This window comes from Deinococcus sp. YIM 77859 (genome assembly GCF_000745175.1).
GTDB lineage: Bacteria > Deinococcota > Deinococci > Deinococcales > Deinococcaceae > Deinococcus.
Genome location: NZ_JQNI01000002.1, coordinates 1,297,737 through 1,320,000, shown reverse-complemented (window position 1 = coordinate 1,320,000; position 22,264 = coordinate 1,297,737). Strand labels below are relative to the sequence as shown.

The following is a 22,264-nucleotide window of genomic DNA, read 5'->3' as shown; positions in this document are numbered from 1 at the left end:
AGTGGGCCTGCCGCTGCCCTCGCCGAGCTGGACCGGGCGGCAGATCCCACGCCCGCTGTCCACGTGCTGCGCGCGGGCCTCAGCCGTGCGGACCGTGGCGTGGAGGCCGCGCAGGCCGCCATGAATGCCGCCGTCCTCGCCGAGGATACCCGGCTGTATGCGGGTCTCTCCGCGCTGGGGACGGCCGCGCAGGTCGCGCCGCTGCTGGGGCTGCTGGGCACGGTGATTGGGATGGTGCGCTCTTTTCTGGTGTTCAGCCAGACGAGCTCCCCCACGCCCGCCCAACTCGCGACCGGCATCAGCGAGGCGCTGATCAATACGGCGGCGGGCCTGATCGTGGCGATCATCGCCTACACCGCTCGCAATGCCCTGCGCGCCAAGGCCGACCGCATCGCCACGCAGGCCGAGCGGGTGCGTGAGGAGGTCCCCGCCTGGCTCGCTCCGCGCGCGCTGCACCCAGGGGCCGGGCGCGGCGTTCCCGAAGTCGCCCTGCACTTTGATGCTGTTCCGGCGAGCGGGGCTTCGCGGTGAGGCGGCGTTTTCGGGAGGGCGAGGGCGTCACCTTCGACTTCGCGCCCATGGTGGACATCGTGCTGCTGCTGCTGATCTTTTTCTTCCTGACGAGCAGCCTGGGCGCGCGGCAAAACGCCCTGCCCCTCGACCTGCCGCGTGCAAGCACCACCGTCCAGGAGACGCCTGCCCTCCCCATCGTGAGTGTGGACCGCAGCGGAAAAGTATTCCTGAACGGCCAGGAAACCTCGCTGACGAACCTGGGGGGGCAGCTTAAGCCGCTGCTGAAGACGTCGGGCGGCGTCGTGGGCCTGCGCGCCGATGAGCGCGGCAGCTACGGCACCGTGGTGCGGGTGATGGACGAGATCAAGCGGGCCGGGGGCGAACGCCTCGCCCTGGGTACCCGCAGCCTGCAGAACCGCGGGAGGTGACGGGACCGTGACGGCACGGCCTTCCCCTCGCTCCAATCCCGAGCGGCAGGACCGGCTGCGGGCCGCAGGCGTGACGGTCGCCGTTCACGCGGCGCTGCTCCTCGGTCTGCTCGCGGCGCGCCCCGACCTGCGGCCCCCGCTTCTCTCCACCCCCCCCGATCTGAAGCGCGCCCCTCTGGAGGTCGTGACGCTTGCGCCGCCCGCAGAGGCGACCCCTCCCGTCTCCTCCCCATCCCGGGCAACTGCGGCCACACCCCGTGCCCCGCAGACCCCGAAGCCCGCGCCACAGGCTCAGCCCAAGCCTGCCCCCACGTCTCAGCCCACGCTGCCCAGCCCGCAGGCCCCGGCGCGGCAGGTGGCGCCCGCCCCGTCCCCGGCCCAGGCCCAGCCCGCGCCCGCCGCGCCCCAGCCGTCCGCCCGTACCACGGCTCCGAGCGGGCCGGCGAGTGCCCCGGCTTCGGCGCTCCAGCCCCTGCCGCAGACGCCCGAGCGGGTGAAGGTCGAGTCTGCGGTGCCCGAAGACGTCGCGCCCTTTCCCGTGCCCCAGACTTCAGCCCCCACCCCGGCAAACACCGTGACCCCGGCGCCCGAGGCAGCTGCACCAGCGGGGGCAGGCACGCTGGATCCGGAGCCGCAGGCGCAGGCTGCGCAGACACCTGCCGGTCCCGCTTCCCCCGCTCCAGAACCCGTGACGGCCCTCCCGCGCCGGGAAGACGCTGCACCCGTGAGCGTGACCGAGACCGCTTCGCCCGCCCGGGGCACGGCCACCGCCACGGAGGAGCCCGCTCCGGCACGCGGGGCCGCAGCCCCCTCTGCGGCGCCGGAGACCGAGTCTCCCGTAGCCCGGCTTCCGGCACGTTCCCAGAGTGCCTCGCAGGGCGGCGCCCCCGAAACGCCCGTGACCGAGCGTGACACCCTTGCCCCGGGAACCCCGGAGGCGGGGGCGGGGCGGGAAGGAACCGTCGCCCGTACGCCGCAGGTCAGTGCGCCCGATGCCCCGGCCCCCTCCCGCGACACCGCTCCGGCCACCCCCGCCACCTCCGAACCCTTGGCCTCGGCTCCGGTTCGGACGCCTGTCCCGGCTACGCCGCAAGCGACCGAACCTGTTCGTACGCCCGGTGCCTCGGCCAAGGCCTCCGGTCCCGCCCCCGTGGCCGAGATGGCCCGGCCAGCGCCCACGTCCGGTGCCCCGGCGGGAACGGGGGAGGAGACCTCCAGCCCCACCGCACAGAGCAGAAGTACCCCCAGTGGCGCTGGCGCTGACCCCCAGGCCGCAGCCCCGGCCACTCCCCGTGGGGCCTCGGCCGGGAGGGGCAGCGGCGCGGGGACGGCTCCCGAGCCTGCTCCGGCGGCGGGCGGACGCGGCGGCGCGGCCGGAAGCGGGAATGGCGGCCCGTCTGGAACGGGCGAAGCGCCTGTGCCCGAACGCTCCGGCAGCGGCTCCGGCGGGCCGACTGGGGGAGGCCCGGGCGGCGCTGAGACGGCGCGGGCGGGTGGCGGCGGCACAGTGGCCGGAACGGAGGACCGTCCCCTCACCTGCACCGTGGTGGTGGACGTGCAGGGCCTCGACCGCCGTTTCGCGCGTGCGCCGTCCAGTTTCGTCTTCGACGAGAACGGCAACCAGCTCTGGCCCGACGCCGCCCTGATCCAGGGGGTGAGTTCGCAGCTGGTGAACGAGGGCAACCTCCACACCTACATCACGTCCGAGAGCCAGATCAGCCAGTTCCAGAACGTCACGCGCGTCAAGGCGGCCAAAGTGCAGGCCACCAAGTTCGCGCCCGGCAGCAGCTACATCACGGACGCCGTCTTGGGGGCCAGCGCCGCCGCGCAGTTCCGCTCGGCCGGGAAAGCCTGCCGCGTCGTGTACCTGAAAGACCCGTAACCATCAGCCTCCCGTCATTCCCCCCTGTTATGAGGTGCTCTATGCGTAGAACTTCCCTCCTTGCCCTCGCTGTCCTGCTCTCTGCCCCGGCCCTCGCCTGGGTGCCCAAGCTGGAGGAGACGTCCGCCAAGAACGTGATTGACGGCGCGTATGGCCGCCGCGACCCGGTGCCCACCTACCAGATGCTTGACCTCAGCGTCAAAGACGGTCGGTTTGCTGCGGGAGAGGGCGCGGTCAAGGTCTTCGACGGGGGTGACCGGTGCCTGGCGGACTGGCTGGCCGCGCCCAGCGACTTCAAGCAGGGGAGCCGTCCTGTCGGCATCATCGTCAGCGGTCAGGCCGATCAGCTCTACTTCCAGGCGGTGGACGCCCGCGACAACTTCCGCAACCTCAGCGTTGCCGAAGCCCTGGGTGCGGACCTGAGCGCCAAACGCATGGCGGACGGCCTGCTGCGCGTGGATGTGCAGGTGCGCGGCCTCCCCACCGAAAAGGCCCGTGACGCCTACCTCGCACGGCTGCGGGGCAAGGACGGCAAGCTGATCGCGCCCACCCGCCGCAGCTACGTCAACGACTTCAAGCAGGAGGCGGGCACCTGGTCCGGCACCCTGGTCTACTACTTCGAACCCCTCAAGGCCGGAATCGGCGCGAGCGACAAGGTAGACCTGCTGCTGCGGACCGAGGCGGACACGAACTGCGCCTACAGCGTGACGCTGGACCTGGGCAGCTTCCAATAAGCCTTCAGCCTCAGCGCCGTTGGCCGCTCGCCTGTGGTTGTTTGCCCAGGACGAACGGCCAACAGCTTTGCTCAGCTCCCCGCAATCCTTTCCCTCACCACCGCGATGGCGTCCGGGTTCTCCAGGCTCGTCAGGTCGCCCCTAACCTCACCGCGAATAAGCAGGTCGCGCAGGAGACGGCGCATGATCTTGCCGCTGCGGGTGCGGGGCACGGTGGGTGTGACGATCACCCGAGCCGGGCGGGCGATGGGGCCAACGCCGCGCACGATGGCCTCTGCGAGTTCGTCCTCCAGCCCCGGCCCCACCTGCGCGTCCCCCCGCGGCACCACAAAGGCCACCGGCACCGCGCCCTTGACCTCGTCGGGCTGCGCGACCACGGCGGCTTCACTGACGGCGGGATGGGTGATGAGGGCCGCTTCCAATTCCATCGTGCCGATGCGGTGCCCGGCCACGTTCATCACGTCGTCCAGGCGGCCCGTGACCCACAGCTGGCCGTCTCTGTCGATCAGCGCGGCGTCACTGGCCGCGTAGCTCCCCGGAAAGTCGGTGAGGTAGGTCTGTACGTAGCGGTCATGGTCACCCCACACCGTCCGCGCCAGACAGGGAAAAGGCTCGGTGAGCGTGAGCGCGCCGAGTTCGCCGGGGGCAGCCGCCTGACCGTCCTCGCGGACCACCCGCGCGCGGTAACCGGGGAGGGGATGACCGCAGCTCCCCGGGCGGGTGGGCGTCACCCCGACCATGGCGCTGGCCCAGGCCGTACCGGTCTCCGTCTGCCCGTAGGTGTTGTTCACGAAGACGCGGCCCGCCCCCAGCCGTTCCCGCGTCCAGTGCCACGTTTCGGGGTCGAGCGGCTCGCCGACGAGAGCAATCAGCTCCAGGCGGCTTAAGTCGTGCCCGTTCAGCGCGGCGTCCCCGGCGCGGCGCAGCATCCGCAGGGCGGTCGGCGCGGTGAAGACCTTGTTCACGCCGTAGTGTTCGATGATCTCGTAGGGCCGGGCGGGGGTGGGCGTATCCATCCCGCCTTCAAAGATCACGTGGGTGGCCCCGTGCGCCAGCCCGCCGACGAGCGCGAAGATTGGAAAGGTCAGCCAGCCCACGTCCGCCGTGCACCAGTACACGTCCCGCGGCTGGAGGTTCAGCGCCCACTTGACGTTTGCGTAGGCTCCCGCCAAAAAGCCGATGCCCGCGTGGACAAGCCCTTTGGGTTTGGAGGTCGTGCCCGACGTATAGATGATGAATCCCGGGTCATTCGCTTCCAGGGAGATGGGCTCGGCGCGGCGGGTGGTGTTCCTCAACAGCGTGTGGAAGTCGTGTTCGCCCGGCTCCAGCGGGGACGCCCGGTCCACCCGCCGGGCGACGATCACCTGCGGGATGTCTAGACCCTCCTTCGCCTCGTCCAGGGTGGCCTTGAGGGGGACCGTCTTGCCCCGGCGCAGGGTGGCGTCGGTGCAGACGACGACCTTTGGGCGGGCGTCGGTGAGCCGGTCGCGCACCGCCGAGGCGCTGAACCCCGCGAAGATCACGCTGTAGATCGCGCCGATGCGGTAGCAGGCGTGGATGGCAATAAAGGCTTCGGGGACGTTGCCGAGGTAGATCGCGACCCGGTCACCCTTCTGCACCCCCAGGTCTTGCAGGGCGGCGGCGAAGCGGGCTGCGGCGTCCGTCAGTTCGCCATAGGTCCACGTCTCACGCAGGCCGTCCTCGCGCTCATACAGCAGGGCCGTGCGCTCGGGGGGATGACGGTCGAGGCAATTCACGCTGACGTTGCCGGTCGCGCCGGGGTAGTAGCGGAAGTCTCCCAGCGTACCCTCTAGCGCCACGCTCGGCGGCTTTTCCCAGCACAGTTCGCGGGCGATCTCCAGCCAGTAGCTCGGTGGATCGAGGGCCAGCAGCCGCGCGGCCTCCTCGGACGAGACGGGCGCGGCGGCCTTGAGGGCGTCGGTGGGCGGCACAAGCGGATACTCCAGCAGCGATGGGTCCACGGAAAAACCTCCAGGGGCAGGTTGTGCTTGTGCCGCACGCTAGCGCGTCCACATGAGGGATGCCAGCTCGTACAATCCCCCCGTGCCCGCCTCCTTTCCCCTCCTGGCCGTGGATATCGGCAACACCAGCACCGTGCTGGGTCTCGCGGACGCCTCGCTGACCCTTACCCACACCTGGCGCGTCCGCACCAACCGCGACCTCTTGCCCGATGACCTCGCGCTGCAACTGCATAGCCTCTTCACCCTCACCGGGGCGCCCATTCCGCGCTCGGCGGTCCTGAGCAGCGTGGCCCCGCCGCTGGGTACGAACTACGCGCTGGCCCTGCGCCGCCATTTCCGGGTGGAAGCCTTCGAGGTCACCGCCGGGAACCTCCCTGACGTGACGGTTGAGCTTGACCAGCCGGGCAACATCGGTGCAGACCGGCTGTGCAACCTGTTCGGCGCAGAGCGGTACCTCAACGGGTACGAGTACGCGGTGGTCGTAGACTTCGGCACCTCCACCAACTTCGATGTGGTGGGACGGGGCCGGCGCTTCCTGGGGGGCATTCTGGCCACCGGTGCGCAGGTCAGTGCCGACGCCCTCTTTGCCCGCGCCGCCAAACTCCCGCGCATCACGCTCGAAGCGCCCGCGAGCGCGATCGGGAAGAACACCGTCCACGCGCTGCAATCCGGCCTGGTCTTCGGCTACGCCGAGATGGTAGACGGCCTGCTGCGCCGGATCCGCGCCGAGCTGCCCGCCCCCGCCGTGGCCATCGCCACCGGGGGCTTTGCCCGGACCATCGAGGGCATCTGCCGCGAGATTGACTTCTATGACGAGACGCTCACGCTGCGCGGGCTGGTGGAGCTGTGGGCGAGCCGGGAAGGCATCGGGAGAACCCTGTGAGAATCGCTAGCCTGTTGCCCAGCGCCACCGACCTGCTGTTTGACCTGGGACTAGGAAGCAGCGTGGTGGCCGTCAGTCACTCCTGTGACCATCCGGGGGCAGCGGGGTTGCCGGTCTTGACCCGCTCCATCGTGAATCCGGACGCTCCCCAGGTCGAGATCGACCGCGCGGTCAGCGAGGCGGTGCAGGCGGGCCGCGCCCTGTATCAGGTGGACGGTGAGCTGCTAGACCACCTCGCTCCTGATCTGGTGGTGACCCAGGGCGTCTGCGAGGTCTGTGCGGTCACGCCTGGAACGCTGGAGACGGCGGTGCGCTACCTGCCCGGCTGCCTTCCCGCCACTCAGGTGCTGAGCCTGGAGGGCCGTACCTTTGCCGGAATTCTGGACGACCTGCGAGCGCTGGCGCGGGCCACCGGGGTGCTAGAGAGGGGAGAGGCCCTCGCCCGGACGATGCAGGAACGCTGGGAGAACATTCAACCCGCACCCGGCGCGCTGCGCGTCCTGACGCTGGAGTGGGTGGCCCCGCCCTTCTTTGGCGGCCACTGGGTCCCCGAGCAGGTGGAACGGGCGGGCGGCGTGAACGTGCTGGGTCAAGCGGGCTCCGATTCCGGCCGCACGAGCTGGGAGGAGGTGGCCGCCCTTGACCCCGATGTGATCGTGGTCATGTGCTGCGGCTACGGCCTTCGCGCGAATGTAGAGTTTGCCCTCACCCTGCGGAACGGCCCAGAGCTGCGCGCTGTCCGCGAGGGCCAGCTCTGGGCCGTGGACGCGAACGCCCTCTTCAGCCGCCCCGCGCTCGGCACGGTGAGGGGCGCGGAGGTGCTGGCCGACCTGCTGCGGGGCCAGGCCCGCGAGGGAGAGAGCGTGCAGGTGCCTTGAGCGCCTAGAGCGTCCCCACAAACGCCACCAGCACCAGCAGGCCGAACCCCAGCCCTCCCACCAGCAGCGCCGGACCTCCCAGGCGCCGCAGGACAGCGAAGTCCACCCCCAGCCCAATGCCTGCCATCGAGGCCGCCGTGAGCAGTAGGCTGGCCGTCTGTATGCCCCTCGTGACCGGCTTGGGCAGCAAGCCCGCGCTGCTCACCACGCCGACGAGCAGGAAGCCCACCAAGAAGGCGGGGAGGAGGGGAGGCCGGGCGACCCGTGTTCCCGCGCTCACCGTCTGCCGGCGCCGCAGCAACCCGCCCAGCAGCAGCAGCACCGGCGCGAGCAGCGCCACCCGCGTGAGCTTGGTCAGCATGGCGAAGTCAAGGGCCTGGTCGCCCTGCGCCGCCCCCGCCGCCAGCACCTGCGCGATCTCGTGGAGGCTGGAGCCGGTCATCAGGCCGTATCGCTGCGCCCCCAGCTCCAGCGGCAGCGCCAGCAGGCTGTACCCCACCACGCCCACCGTTCCCAGCAGGCTGCACACCGCGACGGCCACCGAGACCTCGTCCTCGTCGGCCCCGATCACAGGGGCGGCGGCGGCGATGGCCGAGGCCCCGCAGATGCTGGAACCAACGGCGACGGCCAGCCCAAGCCCAGGTGGCAGCCCCAGCCGCCTCGCCAGCCACGTCATGCTCAGCAGCCCCACGGCGATCACTGCCAGATCGAGCAGCAGCACCCGCAGGCCCGCGTGCGCGAACAGCACGAAGTTGAGCCGCACGCCCAGCAGCACCACGCCCAGCCGCAGCAGGGTCCGGGCCGCGTACCCCGCCCCCGGCTGCACCCCGGCGGGCAACCCGAACAGCCCGCGCACCGCCAGCCCCAGCAGCAGCGCCAGCCCCAGCGCTCCCAGCACCCGCAACCCCGGTAGCGTCGAGAGCAGGGAGGCCCCCGCGGTCAGCAGGGCCACCAGGGCCAGGCCCGGAAGGAGGGAACGGAACGAGGTCGATTTGAACATGCACTGAGGCTAGAAATCATCGAGATATAAATCAAATCGAAGTTTTTGGTAGACCATTACAAAAATAACTATAATTGAAGCATGGCCCTGTACGCCGAGCATCTACTGACCTTCGCCGCGGTCGCGCGCAGCGGGAGCCTCACAGCGGCGGCACGTGAACGGCATCTCAGCCAGCCGTCGGTCTCCACACAACTGAAGCTGCTGGCGGAGGCGGTGGGCGAGCCGCTCTTTACCCGGCACCGCCAGGGCGTCCGGCTGACTCCGGCGGGGGAGGCGCTGCTGCCCCACGCCCAGGCCCTGGGGCGGGCGCTGGAGGGTGCTCGGCAGTTCGCGTCCGACCTGCAAGACCTTCAGCGGGGCAGGCTGCGGGTGGTGGCGAGCACGACCCTCGCGGCCCACGTCCTGCCGCGCCCGCTGGCCGCCTTTCACACCCGCTACCCTGCCGTCACGCTCGATATCCAGACGGGCAACACCCGCGAGGCCGTCCGCGATCTGCTGGAAGGACAGGCCGACCTCGCGTTGATCGAGGGGCCGGTCCAGCCCTTTCCAGAGGGTGTGCAGGCGACGGTGATCGGTCGCGACGTCCTGCGCCTGATCCTGCCGCCGGGGCACCCTCTGGACCGCCCCCACCTGGAGGCGGGCGATCTTCAGAACCTGAAAGTCATCTGGCGCGAACCCGGCTCCGGCACGCGCGAGGTGGCCGAGGGCGTGCTGCGTCAGGCGGGGCTCACCGTGCAGCCGGTCCTGGAACTCGCCGGGACGGAGGCCATCAAGGAGGCGGTGATGAGCGGCCTGGGTGCCGCCTTCGTCTCCGAGCTGAGCGTACGCCGGGAACGCGCCGCCGGGCAACTCGCCAGCCCCGCCCTCGCCCTGCCCGGCCTAGAACGGGACCTCACCGCCCTCACCCCGGAGGTTCCCTCCCGCACGGCTCGTGCCCTGTTGGCAGACCTCCTGGCCCTCCGGGAGGAAGGCCTGTAGCTTGTGGCCGAGAGAGAAAAGAAGGAGGGGGACGTCATAGTCGTCCCCCATCCCTTCATGTTGCCTATACCCCCAGCAGCAGAATCGCCTTGTGAATCGCCCACCCCAGGGCGATACAGGTGGGGATGGTAAAAACCCATGCGCTGACGATGCGCCCGGCAACCTGCCACTTGACCTTCCGGAACCCCTTGGTGGTGCCCACACCCATGATGCTGGCGCTGATGGTGTGGGTGGTGCTGACCGGAATGCCCAGGCGGCTGGCCGTCTCGATGATCAGGGCCGCGCTCGTCTCTGCCACGAAGCCGTCCACGGGCCGCAGGTCCACGACCTTAAAGCCCATCGTCTTGATGATGCGCCAGCCGCCCATGGCGGTTCCCAGGCCTATCGCCAGAGCCGCCGAGAGAATCACCCACAGTGGCACGTGGTCAAGCTGCGTGCCCAGGTAGGCGCTCAGGGCAAAGGTCATGATGCCCATCGTCTTTTGCGCGTCGTTGCCACCGTGCGAAAAGGCCATAAACGCCGCCGAGCCGATCTGGAGCCAGCGAAAGGTACGCGTCACCGTGCGCGGCCGCATCCAACGCAGCACCAGCCAGGAGAGGAGGGCCATCAGTAGGATCGGCACGAGGAAGCCTAGAAGCGGACTGGTCAAGAGGCCGGTGAGCGTCTTTGTCACGCCCTTGGGAATGATGATGCCCCAGCCGCCCGCCGCGACGCCTGCGCCCACCAGGCTAAAGATCAGCGCGTGGCTGGAGGAGGAAGGCAGGCCTTTCCACCAGGTGTAGAGGTTCCAGCCAATAGCGCTGAGGAGGGCCGCCCCGACGAGTTCCAGGGTAGCAAAGCGCTGCGGAACGATGTCGGTGGCGATCGTCTTGGCGACGGCGGTCCCGGTCAGTGCGCCCACGACGTTGAAAAGGGCCGCCATGCCGATGGCCTGCGCCGGCGTGAGCACTTTGGTGGCAACGGAGGTGGCGATGGCGTTGGCAGTGTCGTGAAAGCCGTTGATGAAGTCAAAAGCCAGAGCCAGCGCGAGGACAACAATCAGGCCGATCAGGGCGAATTCCATGCTGCAAAAGCCCCCGCTTCAGGCGTTCTTGAGCAGGATGCTCTCGACCGTCTTGGCGACGCGCTGCGCCTGGTCGCTGGCGTCCTCGATCAGGTTGACGATCTCACCACCACGCATCGCGCGAATCATGCCCGGCACGTCGTTCACGCCCTGGTACAGCATGCGTTGGACGTTGTCACTGATGGTGTCGCCCTCGTCCTCCAGTTGGCGGATCTGTACGGCGAGGGCGGCGAGTTCACGCCGGCGCCCCGTGTCTTCGATCAGGGGCATGCCCTGCGCCAAAAGGGCACACTGCTGCTCGACCACTCGGGCCAGCTGCGCCATCTCCGGCTGCGGCCGCTCCACCCCGTACAGGCTAAGCCGGCGCGCCGCCTCCTCCATGTTGTCCACCAGGTCGTCGAGCTCGTGATTGAGGGCAATGATGTCCTCGCGGTCAAAGGGCACGATAAACGATTCGGCGAGCATGTTGGTGATCTCGCGGCTGATGCGGTCCCCCTCGTGTTCCAGGTCGCGGATCCGCTGCACCTTGCGTTCCACGTCGGTGTAGTTTTCGAGCAGCTCCACCAAGGCCTGGGCGGTGGCGTGGGCATTCCGAGCAGCCTGAGCGAACTTCGCGCTGAACTGCGGGTTTTTGGGCATGAATCTTGACAACACCATGATAATCCCCTCCGATTCTCTGCCCTTTTGTCAGCCCGGTGTCAGGCCTCTGCCCCGTGAGCGGGCAGGGCAGCGAAAGCGAGATGCCCTCAGCCTCCCGCGTCCTGTTGAGTGTAAGCGGTTCCTTGCTGTTGGGGGGCGCTGCTCAGGACTCAGGCGGCTGGAGCGGTGTGGGCAGGAGACTCGGGGTTCGGGGTGAGGTGCACGCGGTTCCCCCCGTCCTGCTGCGCGCAGACGAGGGCATCCCGCGCGTGCTGCAGCAGCGCGTCGCCCGTCGGTTCGCCCGACCACACCGCCACCCCGACACTCACGGTGGGGAGGACGCCCCCCAGCGGCCGTGACGCCACCCGCACCCGCAGCCGCTCGCAGTTGGTCCGTGCAAACCGGGCATCGGGGACTCGCATCAGCACGGCAAACGCTCCCTGACCCAAGCATCCCAGCACGTCTTCGTCACGCAGGGCATTGTTCAGGGTACGGGCCACATGGGCGCGCAGGGCCTCGGCAAACGCCACCCCCCGTTCCTCCTGCACCTCCTGAAGGCCGTCCATCGTCAGGACCGCCACCGCCAGGCCTGCCCCCCGGTGCGGCAGCTGCGCGGCCAGCACCCGCTCCAGCGCGCGGCGCCCCGGCAGTCCGGTCAGGGGGTCACGGGCATGGTCTGGGAGGCCCCGCCCCGCACCCTGCCGCGCGACCACACGGGCCCGGCGCGCTGCCGCGTGCTGCCCCAGCAGCGCGGTTCCGCCCGCCAGCAGAAGCTGCACAAGCAGCTGTAGCAGCGCGCTTCCCATGTCCCCCCAGGCGGGCAGTGGCCCGATGACAAAGGTGATCCCCAGCAGCAGCGTCGTTCCCAGCGCCGCAGCGCTGACGATCTGGCCCCGCCGCTCGCCCAGCACCCAGGTCGGCACGAGCAGCAGCACCAGGAACCACGGAACCACCTGCGTCAGCGCCGTGACTCGCCCAGGTACGTTCGGCAAGAGCAGCAGCGCCGCCACCTGGCCCAGCATGGCGCTCCACCCTCCGGCCAGCAGCAGCAGGTCCAGAACCCATAGCGGGCAGCGGGGCACCAGTGCCAGCAGCAGCGTCAGGGCCAGCGGCACCGCCAGCCACGGAACGTGAGCAGCAAGGAACGTTCCCGGTACGGGCAGCGCCAGTGGGAGAAGCATGCCCAGCAGCGCCAGAGGGAGAAGGAGTTGGTACAGTTCCCGCCGGTCCACGTTCCGACGGAACACCCGACCGCCACGCCAAGCAGCTGACAGGGGCAGGGCCTCGGGGAACGGCTGGCAGGGCTCGCGCATATGCTGCCAGGGAACCACGCTCGGCCTCACCAGAACCTGACATCTCCCCACCGTGCTGGGGGAAAAGACCCTACCCCCAGCGGGGGACCTGCCCCAGGCTTTTTGAGAGCCGGACAACATTCAGTTGAGCCGAGGAAAGCCGTCGGGGTTGATACTCCTGGGCTGCATATTCATTTTCCCCGTATCCGGCTACATATGCCTCACCGCCGCAGCCCTTGAGGGCTTGTTCGCCCCTGACGCAAGTGGCGCCTGAGCTGTTCAGCCTCCGGCCCGAACAGGCACCGAAAAAGGCCAGCCTGGCCGTGAATACTCAGACTTTTGTCCGGCTCTTACGCCTTGGGACGTTGACACCCTGCCCCCTTCCTGGTACAGTGTCACCCGCTTGTCCGCAAGGGGGCAGGCAAAAAGAGTGCGCGGGAGTAGCTCAGCTGGTTAGAGCGCACGCCTGATAAGCGTGAGGTCGGCAGTTCAAGTCTGCCCTTCCGCACCAAGTGTCCCAGACGGTCGGCAGACTGCTGGGATTTTTTGTCCTTGGCTGGAGCTGCCAGGAGGCCGTGTCCTGCGGCCTCCTGATCACTCCTTAGTAGGCTTTTCGCGCACTGTGCTGCCGATGCGTCTCAAACCCCTCTGGAACCTGCGCGCTCTCTCGACCGGGCGCGTTCACCCCAGCCAAGAGAGTTCGTACTGGGGCACATCGCTGCGCTCCGGGTGGTGACTGCTGCCCGGCAGGTGCAGGGTGTGGCTGACCGAGACATCAGCCTCAATACGCCCAACGTGACCCCGCCAACTGTAGGTCAGGGTCACCCGTTCGCCATTGACCTCTGCCTGCCGGTGGGCGGTGAGCCAGTCCCAGCCGTAGCGGACGAGCACCTCACGGTCAAGCACCTGCGCGCGGGGCGGCAAACCAGCGTAGCCGCGCAGGTGTCCCCGGACCTCGGCGGGCGAGACTTCGCGCCGGGCCACCCGCACCGCCAGTTCGGGGCTCAGGTGGGCCCACCACAGACCGCTGGGCAGCTCGACGGCTGTGGCGGCAAAGCGGTGACCTCCAAAGTGACCGGTGCGCCAGCTGCGAAGGCCCGCCTGTTGCAGGGCGTGATGAACCGGCACGCCGTATTTACCGCAGGCGGCGTCCACACTTCCGTGGGTACAGACGTGCAGGTCAGGGCCGTCTGGCGGAGAGAGTGGCTGCCAGTGCCGCAGGTTGGCCGGTTCAAGGAGGGTATCGCGCAGGCCCCGCGCCCAGGCCTGTTGCGGCCACGTCGAAGCGTAGTCGCGCCGAACATACCCGTTTCCCGCCAAGGTGTAGTGCCGCACCCGCAGGGGCTGTTCTCGCTGCGCCGGAGCGCTCATGAGCAGACCGAAGCCCGCTCCACTGGCTTCAACCTTGTCGCGCAGCTGCGCGAACAGCGCCTGCTGTTCCGGGGTCCAGTGTTCGAAGTCGCGCAGTTGTGCCCAGGTGCGAACGTCAAGTTCCAATACCGTTACCTCGGCCCAGTGCGGAGCCGTGCCGATGGGATCCTCGGCAAGAGCCCGCGAGACGTCGGCGCAGAGGGGCAATTTGGATGATGAGGCCGTCATCGTTGGAGGGCGCCACAGGACGGGTTCACTGCACCTTCTCCAGGATGAGTCGTGTCAGCTCGTTGCTGTTGCGAATACTCACCAGGGGCCCGCTGTAGGGACTGAAGTCTTCGGGCACGTACACCACGCTCTGGGCCCGGAGGCGCTGACCGACGGGCGATTTCAGAAAGGCGTCCACGCCGTTGTACTTGCCGCCGGGAGGAAACAGCACCACCAGCGTTTGCCGGTCAAGGCCCAGCAGGGCCTCGTCACTGATGGGCGAGCCAACGCCCAAGGCGCCTTCCTTGGGCTTAAGGCCGTCCTTGAAGCCCAGGGCGCGCAGGTCGGGAATCAGGCGCACACTGGTGTAGATCCAGTTGCTGCCTCCGGCAAAGGGCGCGATCACCACGACCTTGGGGTACGTTTTGAACACACCCGCCGCGAGCAGTTTGCGCGCATTGGCGCGGTGGGTATCCGCGACCTGCTTGATGACCCGTTCTGCTTCTGCCTGCTTGCCAAAGAGCTTGGCGAGGTCGCGCAGCCCCTTTTGCCAGAAGCCCGGGCTCGCCTCCTTATACCCGATGGTGGGAGCGATTCGGCTGAGTTTGTCGTAGTTCTGGTTGCCGTCCCAGGTGAGGCGCACGATCAGGTCAGGCTTGAGCGCCGTGATGGTTTCCAGGTTGGGCGCTTGCCAACTTCCGATGTAGGCGGGCTGGAGCAGGTTGATGTGGCCATAGAAGCCCCGCTTGAGCACCTCGCTCTTGATGCGGCCCCCGCTCAGATCCGAGGGCGTGAAGTACGTGCTGCCTAGCCCCACCACTCGGTCGCTCACCCCCAGCGCTGCCAGCCAGCCCAGCGCCTCCTCATCGAGCGCCACCACACGCTGCGGATTTTTCTTCACCGTGGCGGTGCCCTCATCGTGGCGAATGGTCAGGGTCTGAGCCTGCGCCGGCAGGAGGGCCGTGCCGAGCGCCAGCGTGAGAAAGAGCAGAGGCTTGGTCATGAGCGGTAGCATGAACTAAACCTACTGAATTAGTCAAGTTTTGTTCGCTGACCCGGAGGCCCACAGGGCAGCTTGCCCTGGGATCAGCTAGATCAGGCTGAGCTGCTCGCTGCCCTCGAGGTGCGCGAGGTGTTCGGGCAGGTTGCCGGGTTTGTCCATCACGATCTGTTCGGCCTTGTAGGAGGAACGGACAAGGGGCCCGGCGACCACTTCGAGGAAGCCCATACGAAGCCCTTCTTCCCGGATCTCGTCGAACTCGGCGGGGGAGACGTAGCGCTCTACCGGGAGGTGGTGCATGGTGGGGCGCAGGTACTGGCCAAAGGTAATCACGTCGACGCCGTGGGCGCGGCAGTCCGCCATCGCCTCGCGCAGCTCCTCGCGCGTCTCGCCCAGACCCAGCATGAGAGAGGTCTTGGTGATCACGTCCGGGCGGCTCTTCTTGGCGTGCTGCAGCACGCCCAGCGTGCGCTCGTAGCCCGCGCGGATATCGCGCACCGGGTGGGTCAGGCGCCGGACCGTTTCCAGGTTCTGCGCGTACACGTCCACACCGCTTTCCAGCACCAGGTCCACGCAGTGGGGGTTGCCGCCGAAGTCAGGCGTGAGGGCTTCGACGCGCGTTTCGGGGTTCACACGCTTGATCGCCTGCACCGTCTTGGCGAAGTGGTACGCGCCCCCATCGGGGAGGTCGTCTCTGTCCACCGAGGTCAGCACGACGTACTTCAGGCCCATCAGGCGCACAGATTCAGCCACGTGGGCGGGTTCTTCGAGGTCCAACCGGCCCATGGGGTTTCCAGTATCCACCGCGCAGAAGCGGCAGGCGCGGGTGCAGATGTGACCCATCAGCATGAAGGTCGCCGTGCCCCGGCTCCAGCACTCGCCGATGTTGGGGCACATCGCCTCCTCACAGACGGTGTGCAGGCGGTGTTCCTTGACGATCTTGCGAACCTCGCCGTACACCTGCCCGGTAGGGATGGTCACCTTGAGCCACTCGGGCTTCTTGTCGCGCACGGGAACGCTGTCTTTGCGGTAGATGCCGTTCTTGACGAACTTGGGTTCCTTGGCGGGTTGGGTCATGTCTTTAGCTCCCCGCTGCGGCAGGTTGCGGCAGCGTCCAGTCGTAGTTCGCAAAGGTGGTGTGAAAGGCGCGGACCAGGGCCGCCCGGGCCTCGGCCATGCTGGCCGAACGGGCCAGGCCGCGCAGCTCGTACTCGCGCTCCAGGCTGGTCATCTGCGTGTCCGCAAGGCCGCAGGGCACAATGAGCTCGAAGTGCCCAAGGTTGGTCGTGACGTTGAGGGCCAGCCCGTGCAGGGCCACGTGTTGCTGCACCGCTACGCCAAAGGACGCGATTTTCTGCTTGTACTCGCGGCCATTGATCTCGCGCGGGTCCACGTACACGCCCGCGTAGCCGGGGTTGGGCCGTGCGTCGGGGAGGCCGAGTTCGTTGAGCGCCGCGATGGTGGCCCCTTCCAGCAGCCGCAGGAAGTCCTGCACGCGCCGACCCACCGGGAAAATCGCGTAGGCGACGAGCTGACCGGGGCCGTGGTACGTCACGTCGCCGCCGCGCTCGACCTCGAGCACCTCGATGCCCTGGCTGGCGAGGTACTCGCGCGTGACGATGATGTTGCGGCCCTCCTTCGCCTTGCGGCCCAGGGTGAGCACGGGTGGATGTTCGACCAGCAGCAGCGTGGGCCGCCCACCTGCGGCGACGCGCGCATGATGCTCGTGCTGCACGTCCCACGCCTCGCGGTAGGGCATCACGCCCAGGTCCAGCACGTCGAATGGTGCGTCCTTCACGGCCCGATTGTACGCCCCGGCTCCCCCGACCAACGTGCCGGAGGGCCAGATTCGGGGGGAATTGACCAGCTGTACTGGTTGCCGGAGCGCCGCGCAGTGGTGAGGACGGGAAAAGGGTGAGGCCGCGAGTGTCCGCCCCAGGGGGACAGCTAGGCGGAGCTCCGCCTTCTGGCCGAGGTGCCCCCGCGCCCTCGGCCCTTAGGCTGGGTCATGCCGATTCTCGTTCCCCCATCCGAGCGGTACAAGACGAGCTTCCTGGACGCCGTGCGCGAGGCACAGGCCAGCGGGAGCGGGCGGGGTGACCCTCTGAGCCGGAACATCGAGGAGGCGGGGGCCGACTTCGGGGCGTTCGTCGCCGCGTTGCGCCGCTTTGAGTCGCTCGCTGCCTGAAGTGACGTCCACGCCGAGACGCGCTGGCTGGTCGAGGGGGACACCTACCTGAGCCGGGTCAGCATCCGCCACACGCTGAATGCCCGCCTGCGCGAGTTCGGCGGTCACATCGGCTATGAAATCCGGCCGTCCGTCCAGCGGCAGGGATACGGAAAGCTGCTCCTCGCCCTCGCGCTGGACCGTGCCCGTGCACTCGGCCTGACGCGGCGTGATCGAGGCGAACGGCGGCGAGCTGGAGGGCGAGTTCAGGCTTGCTTGCTACGAGAGGCCGATTCGGCGCGACTGAATTGAACTCTGACGCCCACGGGCTCCAAAAGGTGAACCTGTAGACCTGGCCGAAGCGGTATGGGCCTGCCACGTAGTCGAGCGACCGGCGGCCCTTTCCGGATTGTGGTGGCTGGGAACGGATCCGTATCAGCCTTCGCGCAGCTCTTCGGCTTTCTGGTGTACCCGCTGCGCCAGGCTGTCGAGGGCTTCCACCTGCTCGGGGAGGGAAACGGCCGTTTCGGTGACTTTGTCGACCACCGCCTCCCCGATCTGGGTCAGGGCCTCGAGTTGCCCGCTTCCGGCCTCGTCGAGTTCGGCAATGCGCTCCACAATGTCCGTGCCCACGCCCGCCAGCGCCTGCACCTCCTCTCCGGCGCTGAGTTGCCGCAGGGCTTCCACCCGCTGCTGATGTTCGGCGCTCAGACGCTCGAGCCGTGCGATCTCTTCGAGTGTGTCCGCCTGTGCCTGCGCCGCCGCAATGATGGTGTTGAGGGCGTCCACCTGCCCCTGCACGCGGCCCTGAATCTGCCGCAGCGTCCGTTCATTGACCTCCCCGACGGGGGTGCGCATCACGTCCTCGAGGGCCTGCTGAATCAACTCGTCCAGCGCCTCGGCCGCCCTGATCTGTGCCTCGCCGCTCTGCACAACCTCTTGCAGGATCCGTGCCTGGCTCTCACGGTCCTCCGGGCGGGCTGCGAGGGGCAGGGCCCGCACCTGCTCGGTCGCGAGCCGCACCACCTGCCGCAGCGTGTCCGTTACGGCCAGACCTTCGCGGCCCGCTCGGATGATGTCTTCGAGGGCGCGGGTCTGGGCCCAGCCCGCTGCCCCCACGTGCTCCCTGGCCCGGACCTCAGCGATACGCCGACGTTGCGCATTCGTTGCCTGCCGCGCCTCGACGAGCAGAATGTCTTTTTTCTCTGCGGAGTCGTTCACCACGACATGTTGCCGTTCCCACTGTATGAGACAAAGTGAGCCACATTCCTGAAGACTGCATGAAGGCCTGAGGCTTCCCCTTGAGCTGAGCGAGCGGCCCGCGTATACTCCTTCGGTCAGCCCCGCCGCAACGCGGGTGCGTCCATCAGGCCAAGAACGTCCCTGCCTGCCCCAGGCAGGAGGTGGGGCGGTCCGCTGGCAAAGGAGAACGAGATGCAAAACGTGAAAGTGAACCGCGGCGCGATCCTGCGTTCGGTCGAGCAGCCCCACATCAAGACGGACCACCCCGAGTTTCAGCCCGGCGACACCGTGCGGGTCGAAACGAAGGTCGTCGAAGGCAACCGTACCCGCAACCAAGCGTTTGAGGGCGTGGTGATTGCCATCAACGGCACGGGCAGCCGCAAGAGCTTTACGGTTCGCAAAATCAGCTTTGGTGAGGGTGTGGAGCGCGTCTTTCCCTTCAGCAGCCCGCTCGTTGCCAAGATCACGGTGCTCGAGCGCGGCAAGGTGCGCCGTGCCAAGCTGTACTACCTGCGCGAACTGCGTGGCAAGGCTGCTCGCATCAAGAGTGACCGCAGCCGCGTGATGAAGGACGCTGCCCGCGTTCAGCAGGCCAAGGGTGCCGACCAGGGCAGCAGTCCCAGCGAGGCCCAAAGCGGCGTGGAGCCCGTTCAGACGCTGGGCGAGTAAAGCCCCGTCCCTCGGCCGCCCGCCCCGTGGTGGGCGGTTTTTCTTTTGCCGCTGGCGCTGCTAGGCTGCCGCCCGTGAGTGCTCGTCCCCCCACCGACCTGCCGCTACTGCTCGCCTTTGATCTCGACGGAACCCTGATCCCCGACCAGGGCCGCGAGGTGCCCGGTCCTACGGCGCAGGCGCTCGCCCGGCTGCGGACCCTGGGCGTGCGGCTTGCGATCATTACCGGGCGCGACACGCCGCCCCGTCCCGTGCGTGAGGCGGTGCAGCCCGACGCCGTCGCTACCAACAACGGCGGTCGCATCGAGGTGGGCGGCGAGCTGCACGCCGAAGCGCACTTCACCCCGGCTGAGCTGGAGGCGATTCTCGCCCATGAGCTCGCAGACGCCCGGGTGGTGGTCTTTACGGCAGGTGGCCTGTACGTCGACCTCCCGCCGGGCCGCGAGCCAGAACCCTGGATGCAGGCCCGGAGCTTTCGGCCTCTTGCCGAAGCGCCGCGCGAGGGCATTGTCAAGGTCGGCTTCTACCATCCCAACGTTGCGGCGTTCGCGGCCCGCCTGCGGGCGAGTCACCCGCACCTCGTTCTTACCGGCGCGCAGCCCCCCTACACCGAGTTCCTGACGGTCACACCGGTCGGGGCCCACAAGGGCGCGGCCCTCACGCTGATTGCCCAGGCGCTGGACATTCCACTGGAGCGCACCGTGGCCTTTGGCGACAGTGACAACGATCAGGCGATGCTGGAACTCGCCGGGCACGCGGTGCAGCTCGGTACCCTTCCCCTGCTCGCCCCCCACGCCCATGAACAGGTGGCCTCCCCCGAGGCGCTCGGCGCGTACCTGCATGGGCTGGCCGACCGAATCGCGGCGAGAAGCGCTGCCGCTGCGGAGACCTAGAGCGGGCCCTCCTCTGCTCTGCGCCCGCCTTCCAGCCGCAGATGGTGCGTGAGTCCCGGTGGCGCGTCCTCAGGCCGGTGTGCGATCACCAGCACGTGGGTGCCTTGCCGTACCAGTTCCGGCAGCAGGGCCAGGAAGCACAGACGGGTCTCGGCGTCCAGAAAATCTAGGCCCTCGTCCAGCAGCAGGAGGCGGGGGGTGTGGATCACCGCGCGCGCGAGCAGCAGGCGGCGAAGCTGCCCCTGCGAGAGCGTCTCGGCTGGCCGCTCCAGCAGGTCCGCCGCGTTTAGCCGCGCGGCCAGCGCCTCTACCTGCGCGGCCTGCTCCAGCGTGAGGTCAGGCGTGAAGCCCTCAGTGCCTGTCCACCCGCTCCCAATCACCTCGCGGCCCGTCCAAGCGCGGCGCTGGCGCCAGCTGATCTCCGCACCGACCAGCCCGACCGCGCGCCGCCGTTCGCTCAGCAGGTCGCGGCGCAGAAAGGGGCGTTCGATCCGGCCGCCCAGCGCGGGGTGGAGTTCCCCGGCGAGCAGCCGGGCGAGGGTACTCTTGCCGCTCCCGTTCTCGCCCGTCACCAGCCAGTGCTGCCCGGCCCGCCACGTCCAGGAGAGTGGCCCCAGCGCTCGCTGACCGTTGCGGTAGACTTCCACCTGCCGCAGCCGTACGAGATCGCCGGCACCGGGGGGCGGGGGCAGGAGGGGGCCCCGACGTGGGGCCGTAGCCAGGCGGTCTGCCGTCCTGATCCGTCCCCCCTCCACCCGCAGTGTTCGCCAGGGGAGTGCCGGGGCTTCGGCGGGGCGGTGTGTGGCGAGGACGAGGGCGACCCCCGAGGCATGAAGTTCCCGCAGGATCTCCCCCAGCGTGGCGCGTGCCGCGACGCTGAGGCCGTCGGTGAACTCGTCGAGCAGCAGCAGTTCTGGGCGGGGCATCAGCGCCCGGGCCAGCATCACCCGTCGCCGTTGCCCGTGGCTAAGGGTGCGGAAGTCGCGCTCCAGCAGGTCCGTGACCCCTGTTCGCGCCGCGACCTCGCCGAGCCGGGCGAGTGCCCTCGGTGTCGGCTCCCACAGCCGCAGCGTGTCGCCCTCGAACCCGGCAAGCAGCACGTCCCGCACGCTCTGTGCCCAGTCGCGCGTCAGATAAAAGGCCTCGGCGTCCGGTCCAGTGACCGACAGGGTACGCCGCGCCCGCACCGCCGACCGCTGCACCTCCCCGCCCAGCCCGTACACCCGCTCGCCCCGCACCGGAGCCACTTCGCCGGCCAGCAGGCGCAACAGCGTGGTTTTTCCGCCGCCGTTGGGGCCCAGCAGCAGCACAGCCTCGCCGGGTGCAACGTTCAGGGTGACCTGTTTTAGCAGGGTGGACCCACCGGCACGTACCGTCACGTCCCGCAGGTCTACCAGCGGCGTTTTGCTTGGCTTGCCCGTCATCCCCAGGAGTCTAGGCACTTTTCCGTTTCCACAACGAAGCCCCCTCCAGTCTGGAAGGGGCTTGGTGTGTTCGCGTCCGCCTAGCGCTTGCTGAACTGGGGCGCGCGGCGGGCCTTTTTCAGGCCGTACTTCTTGCGCTCGACCTCGCGGGGGTCACGGGTCAGCAGGCCTCGCGGCTTGAGCTGGGCGCGGAAGTCGGGGTTGACCTTCAGCAGGGCGCGGGCAATGCCGAGCTTGATCGCGTCGGCCTGACCGCTGGGACCGCCACCCGTCACGGTGATGACGGCGTCATAGCGGCCCGCGGTGCCGGTCTCGCGAAACGCCTGAAGGGCGTGGACAGCGCGCAGCAGACCGCGGAAGTAGGTCTGAAACTCCTTGCCGTTCACGAGAATTCTGCCTTCGCCGGGGCGCAGGAACACCCGCGCGACGGCGGCCTTGCGGCGGCCAGTGCCGTAGAACTGTTCAGGGGTCGCCATAGTTACCGAACCTCGAGTTTCTGGGGCTTCTGGGCGGCGTGGGGGTGCGTCTCGCCCGCGTAGACCTTCAGGCGGCTGTGCATCGCGCGGCCCTGGCGGCCCTTGGGCAGCATCCCGAAGACCGCGTGCTCGATCACGCGCTCGGGGTGCTTGGCCAGGGCCTGGCGCGCCGTTTCCTTTTTCAGGCCGCCCTGGTAGCCGGTGTAGCGGGTGTACACCTTGCCGTCCAGCTTGTTGCCGGTCAACGCCACCTTTTCGGCATTCACGACCACCACGAAGTCCCCCTGAATGATGTTCGGGGTGAAGTCGGGGCGGTGCTTGCCACGAATGCGGCTGGCGACCAGCGTCGCGAGGCGGCCCAGCGGCACGCCCGCCGCGTCCACCACGACCCAGTTCTGCTCACCTTGTTTGGGAAAAAAGGTTTTCACCGTGAAACTCCAAAAGGGGAATTTGGCTGCGACACGCCCCGCGGCCTCGGGGAAAGCCTCTGCGTGCGTGTCCGGGGGCCTCCCGGTCGCCTCGGCCCTACCAAGCACGAGACAC

General features: G+C 68.6%; 24 protein-coding genes and 1 tRNA gene (1 of these 25 running past the window's edge). 12 read left to right on the top strand and 13 right to left on the bottom strand.

What is annotated here, in order from left to right; genetic code table 11:
• The 4 genes in view from EI73_RS06565 to EI73_RS06550 are tightly spaced (at most 41 nt apart) and all read left to right on the top strand, a layout consistent with a single transcriptional unit that may run on beyond the window.
• A protein-coding gene (locus tag EI73_RS06565; protein ID WP_034385300.1) for a MotA/TolQ/ExbB proton channel family protein crosses the window boundary here: on the top strand, positions 1-531 show its 3' portion. The gene continues 165 nt to the left of window position 1, outside the view; only the last 531 of its 696 coding nucleotides appear in the window; its start codon lies off the left edge, out of view; its stop codon occupies positions 529-531.
• A complete protein-coding gene (locus EI73_RS06560; protein WP_034385297.1) occupies positions 528-941 on the top strand; it encodes a biopolymer transporter ExbD in 414 nt (137 codons plus the stop codon). The genes EI73_RS06565 and EI73_RS06560 overlap by 4 nt, the downstream gene beginning before the upstream one ends.
• 7 nt (positions 942-948) lie before the next feature.
• Positions 949-2,823, top strand: a complete 1,875-nt coding sequence (locus EI73_RS06555; RefSeq protein WP_156103474.1) for a hypothetical protein — start codon at positions 949-951, stop codon at positions 2,821-2,823.
• 41 nt (positions 2,824-2,864) lie between these two features.
• Entirely contained in the window at positions 2,865-3,557 is a 693-nt protein-coding gene (locus tag EI73_RS06550; protein ID WP_034385295.1) for a hypothetical protein, read from the top strand.
• 71 nt (positions 3,558-3,628) lie between these two features.
• Here EI73_RS06550 and EI73_RS06545 read toward each other — a convergent pair whose 3' ends face one another.
• Complete coding sequence (locus EI73_RS06545; protein WP_034385294.1) at positions 3,629-5,539, bottom strand: acetate--CoA ligase; 1,911 nt, start codon at positions 5,537-5,539, stop codon at positions 3,629-3,631.
• An 82-nt stretch (positions 5,540-5,621) separates the two neighbouring features.
• Here EI73_RS06545 and EI73_RS06540 point away from each other — a divergent pair, with 82 nt between their 5' ends.
• Both EI73_RS06540 and EI73_RS06535 read left to right on the top strand, forming a co-directional pair.
• Positions 5,622-6,422: a type III pantothenate kinase gene (locus EI73_RS06540; RefSeq protein WP_034387865.1), complete on the top strand. Its 801-nt coding sequence runs from the start codon at positions 5,622-5,624 to the stop codon at positions 6,420-6,422.
• Complete coding sequence (locus EI73_RS06535) at positions 6,419-7,300, top strand: cobalamin-binding protein (RefSeq protein WP_034385293.1); 882 nt, start codon at positions 6,419-6,421, stop codon at positions 7,298-7,300. Before EI73_RS06540 ends, EI73_RS06535 begins: the two co-directional genes overlap by 4 nt.
• Before the next feature lie 4 nt (positions 7,301-7,304).
• On the opposite strand, the gene EI73_RS06530 is transcribed toward EI73_RS06535, so the two are convergent.
• Complete coding sequence (locus EI73_RS06530; protein ID WP_034385292.1) at positions 7,305-8,300, bottom strand: YeiH family protein; 996 nt, start codon at positions 8,298-8,300, stop codon at positions 7,305-7,307.
• Positions 8,301-8,381: 81 nt separating this feature from the next.
• Here EI73_RS06530 and EI73_RS06525 point away from each other — a divergent pair, with 81 nt between their 5' ends.
• Positions 8,382-9,278, top strand: coding sequence for a LysR substrate-binding domain-containing protein (locus EI73_RS06525; RefSeq protein WP_034385291.1), 897 nt, complete (start codon positions 8,382-8,384; stop codon positions 9,276-9,278).
• Positions 9,279-9,342: 64 nt separating this feature from the next.
• Here the strand turns inward: EI73_RS06525 and EI73_RS06520 are convergent, their stop codons facing one another.
• From EI73_RS06520 to EI73_RS06510, 3 genes are all read right to left on the bottom strand, one after another.
• Positions 9,343-10,341: an inorganic phosphate transporter gene (locus EI73_RS06520; protein WP_034385289.1), complete on the bottom strand. Its 999-nt coding sequence runs from the start codon at positions 10,339-10,341 to the stop codon at positions 9,343-9,345.
• Between the two features lie 18 nt (positions 10,342-10,359).
• A complete protein-coding gene (locus EI73_RS06515) occupies positions 10,360-10,998 on the bottom strand; it encodes a DUF47 domain-containing protein (RefSeq protein WP_034385287.1) in 639 nt (212 codons plus the stop codon).
• A gap of 152 nt (positions 10,999-11,150) precedes the next feature.
• Positions 11,151-12,227: a GGDEF domain-containing protein gene (locus tag EI73_RS06510; RefSeq protein WP_197050746.1), complete on the bottom strand. Its 1,077-nt coding sequence runs from the start codon at positions 12,225-12,227 to the stop codon at positions 11,151-11,153.
• Between the two features lie 479 nt (positions 12,228-12,706).
• Here EI73_RS06510 and EI73_RS06505 point away from each other — a divergent pair.
• A tRNA-Ile gene (locus tag EI73_RS06505) sits at positions 12,707-12,783 on the top strand.
• 170 nt (positions 12,784-12,953) lie between these two features.
• On the opposite strand, the gene EI73_RS06500 is transcribed toward EI73_RS06505, so the two are convergent.
• The 4 genes from EI73_RS06500 to lipB all read right to left on the bottom strand — a co-directional run bounded on the left by EI73_RS06500 (position 12,954) and on the right by lipB (position 16,648).
• A complete protein-coding gene (locus EI73_RS06500; RefSeq protein WP_034385284.1) occupies positions 12,954-13,871 on the bottom strand; it encodes a sucrase ferredoxin in 918 nt (305 codons plus the stop codon).
• Positions 13,872-13,896: 25 nt separating this feature from the next.
• The gene (locus EI73_RS06495) at positions 13,897-14,853 is read right to left on the bottom strand and encodes an iron-siderophore ABC transporter substrate-binding protein (protein ID WP_034387864.1); all 957 of its coding nucleotides are present in this window, start codon (positions 14,851-14,853) and stop codon (positions 13,897-13,899) included.
• A gap of 87 nt (positions 14,854-14,940) precedes the next feature.
• A complete protein-coding gene (gene lipA / locus EI73_RS06490) occupies positions 14,941-15,927 on the bottom strand; it encodes a lipoyl synthase (protein ID WP_034385282.1) in 987 nt (328 codons plus the stop codon).
• Positions 15,928-15,931: 4 nt separating this feature from the next.
• On the bottom strand, positions 15,932-16,648 hold the full coding sequence (lipB, locus tag EI73_RS06485; RefSeq protein WP_034385281.1) for a lipoyl(octanoyl) transferase LipB: 717 nt from the start codon (positions 16,646-16,648) through the stop codon (positions 15,932-15,934).
• Between the two features lie 210 nt (positions 16,649-16,858).
• Between lipB and EI73_RS16685 the strand changes: the two genes are divergently transcribed.
• On the top strand, positions 16,859-17,038 hold the full coding sequence (locus EI73_RS16685) for a hypothetical protein (RefSeq protein ID WP_231557299.1): 180 nt from the start codon (positions 16,859-16,861) through the stop codon (positions 17,036-17,038).
• 27 nt (positions 17,039-17,065) lie between these two features.
• Positions 17,066-17,329 (top strand): GNAT family N-acetyltransferase, encoded by a 264-nt coding sequence (locus EI73_RS16935; RefSeq protein ID WP_369699470.1) that lies wholly within the window; start codon positions 17,066-17,068, stop codon positions 17,327-17,329.
• A 123-nt stretch (positions 17,330-17,452) separates the two neighbouring features.
• Here EI73_RS16935 and EI73_RS06475 read toward each other — a convergent pair whose 3' ends face one another.
• Entirely contained in the window at positions 17,453-18,238 is a 786-nt protein-coding gene (locus EI73_RS06475; RefSeq protein ID WP_081909052.1) for a hypothetical protein, read from the bottom strand.
• Positions 18,239-18,451: 213 nt separating this feature from the next.
• Between EI73_RS06475 and rplS the strand changes: the two genes are divergently transcribed.
• Both rplS and EI73_RS06465 read left to right on the top strand, forming a co-directional pair.
• Positions 18,452-18,928: a 50S ribosomal protein L19 gene (gene rplS / locus EI73_RS06470; protein ID WP_034385277.1), complete on the top strand. Its 477-nt coding sequence runs from the start codon at positions 18,452-18,454 to the stop codon at positions 18,926-18,928.
• 74 nt (positions 18,929-19,002) lie between these two features.
• Positions 19,003-19,821: an HAD-IIB family hydrolase gene (locus EI73_RS06465; RefSeq protein WP_034385276.1), complete on the top strand. Its 819-nt coding sequence runs from the start codon at positions 19,003-19,005 to the stop codon at positions 19,819-19,821.
• Here the strand turns inward: EI73_RS06465 and EI73_RS06460 are convergent.
• The 3 genes from EI73_RS06460 to rplM form a co-directional block, all read right to left on the bottom strand.
• Positions 19,818-21,245, bottom strand: coding sequence for an ATP-binding cassette domain-containing protein (locus tag EI73_RS06460; protein ID WP_034385275.1), 1,428 nt, complete (start codon positions 21,243-21,245; stop codon positions 19,818-19,820). The two genes, EI73_RS06465 and EI73_RS06460, sit on opposite strands and share 4 nt — an antisense overlap.
• 80 nt (positions 21,246-21,325) lie before the next feature.
• Complete coding sequence (rpsI, locus tag EI73_RS06455; protein ID WP_034385273.1) at positions 21,326-21,721, bottom strand: 30S ribosomal protein S9; 396 nt, start codon at positions 21,719-21,721, stop codon at positions 21,326-21,328.
• A 2-nt stretch (positions 21,722-21,723) separates the two neighbouring features.
• Positions 21,724-22,149 carry a 50S ribosomal protein L13 gene (rplM, locus tag EI73_RS06450; protein WP_034385271.1) on the bottom strand — a complete coding sequence of 142 codons (426 nt, stop codon included), beginning with the start codon at positions 22,147-22,149 and terminating at the stop codon, positions 21,724-21,726.
• Positions 22,150-22,264: the final 115 nt, after the last annotated feature.

What these genes read in the sequence shown, in the direction of transcription:
- EI73_RS06550 (WP_034385295.1), top strand. Translation starts at nt 2,865, where the DNA reads ATGCGTAGAACTTCCCTCCTTGCCCTCGCTGTCCTGCTCTCTGCCCCG.
- EI73_RS06530 (WP_034385292.1), bottom strand. Translation starts at nt 8,300, where the DNA reads ATGTTCAAATCGACCTCGTTCCGTTCCCTCCTTCCGGGCCTGGCCCTG.
- EI73_RS06525 (WP_034385291.1), top strand. Translation starts at nt 8,382, where the DNA reads ATGGCCCTGTACGCCGAGCATCTACTGACCTTCGCCGCGGTCGCGCGC.
- EI73_RS06520 (WP_034385289.1), bottom strand. Translation starts at nt 10,341, where the DNA reads ATGGAATTCGCCCTGATCGGCCTGATTGTTGTCCTCGCGCTGGCTCTG.
- EI73_RS06515 (WP_034385287.1), bottom strand. Translation starts at nt 10,998, where the DNA reads ATGGTGTTGTCAAGATTCATGCCCAAAAACCCGCAGTTCAGCGCGAAG.
- EI73_RS06500 (WP_034385284.1), bottom strand. Translation starts at nt 13,871, where the DNA reads ATGACGGCCTCATCATCCAAATTGCCCCTCTGCGCCGACGTCTCGCGG.
- EI73_RS06495 (WP_034387864.1), bottom strand. Translation starts at nt 14,853, where the DNA reads ATGACCAAGCCTCTGCTCTTTCTCACGCTGGCGCTCGGCACGGCCCTC.
- lipA (WP_034385282.1), bottom strand. Translation starts at nt 15,927, where the DNA reads ATGACCCAACCCGCCAAGGAACCCAAGTTCGTCAAGAACGGCATCTAC.
- EI73_RS16685 (WP_231557299.1), top strand. Translation starts at nt 16,859, where the DNA reads ATGCCGATTCTCGTTCCCCCATCCGAGCGGTACAAGACGAGCTTCCTG.
- rplS (WP_034385277.1), top strand. Translation starts at nt 18,452, where the DNA reads ATGCAAAACGTGAAAGTGAACCGCGGCGCGATCCTGCGTTCGGTCGAG.
- EI73_RS06460 (WP_034385275.1), bottom strand. Translation starts at nt 21,245, where the DNA reads ATGACGGGCAAGCCAAGCAAAACGCCGCTGGTAGACCTGCGGGACGTG.
- rpsI (WP_034385273.1), bottom strand. Translation starts at nt 21,721, where the DNA reads ATGGCGACCCCTGAACAGTTCTACGGCACTGGCCGCCGCAAGGCCGCC.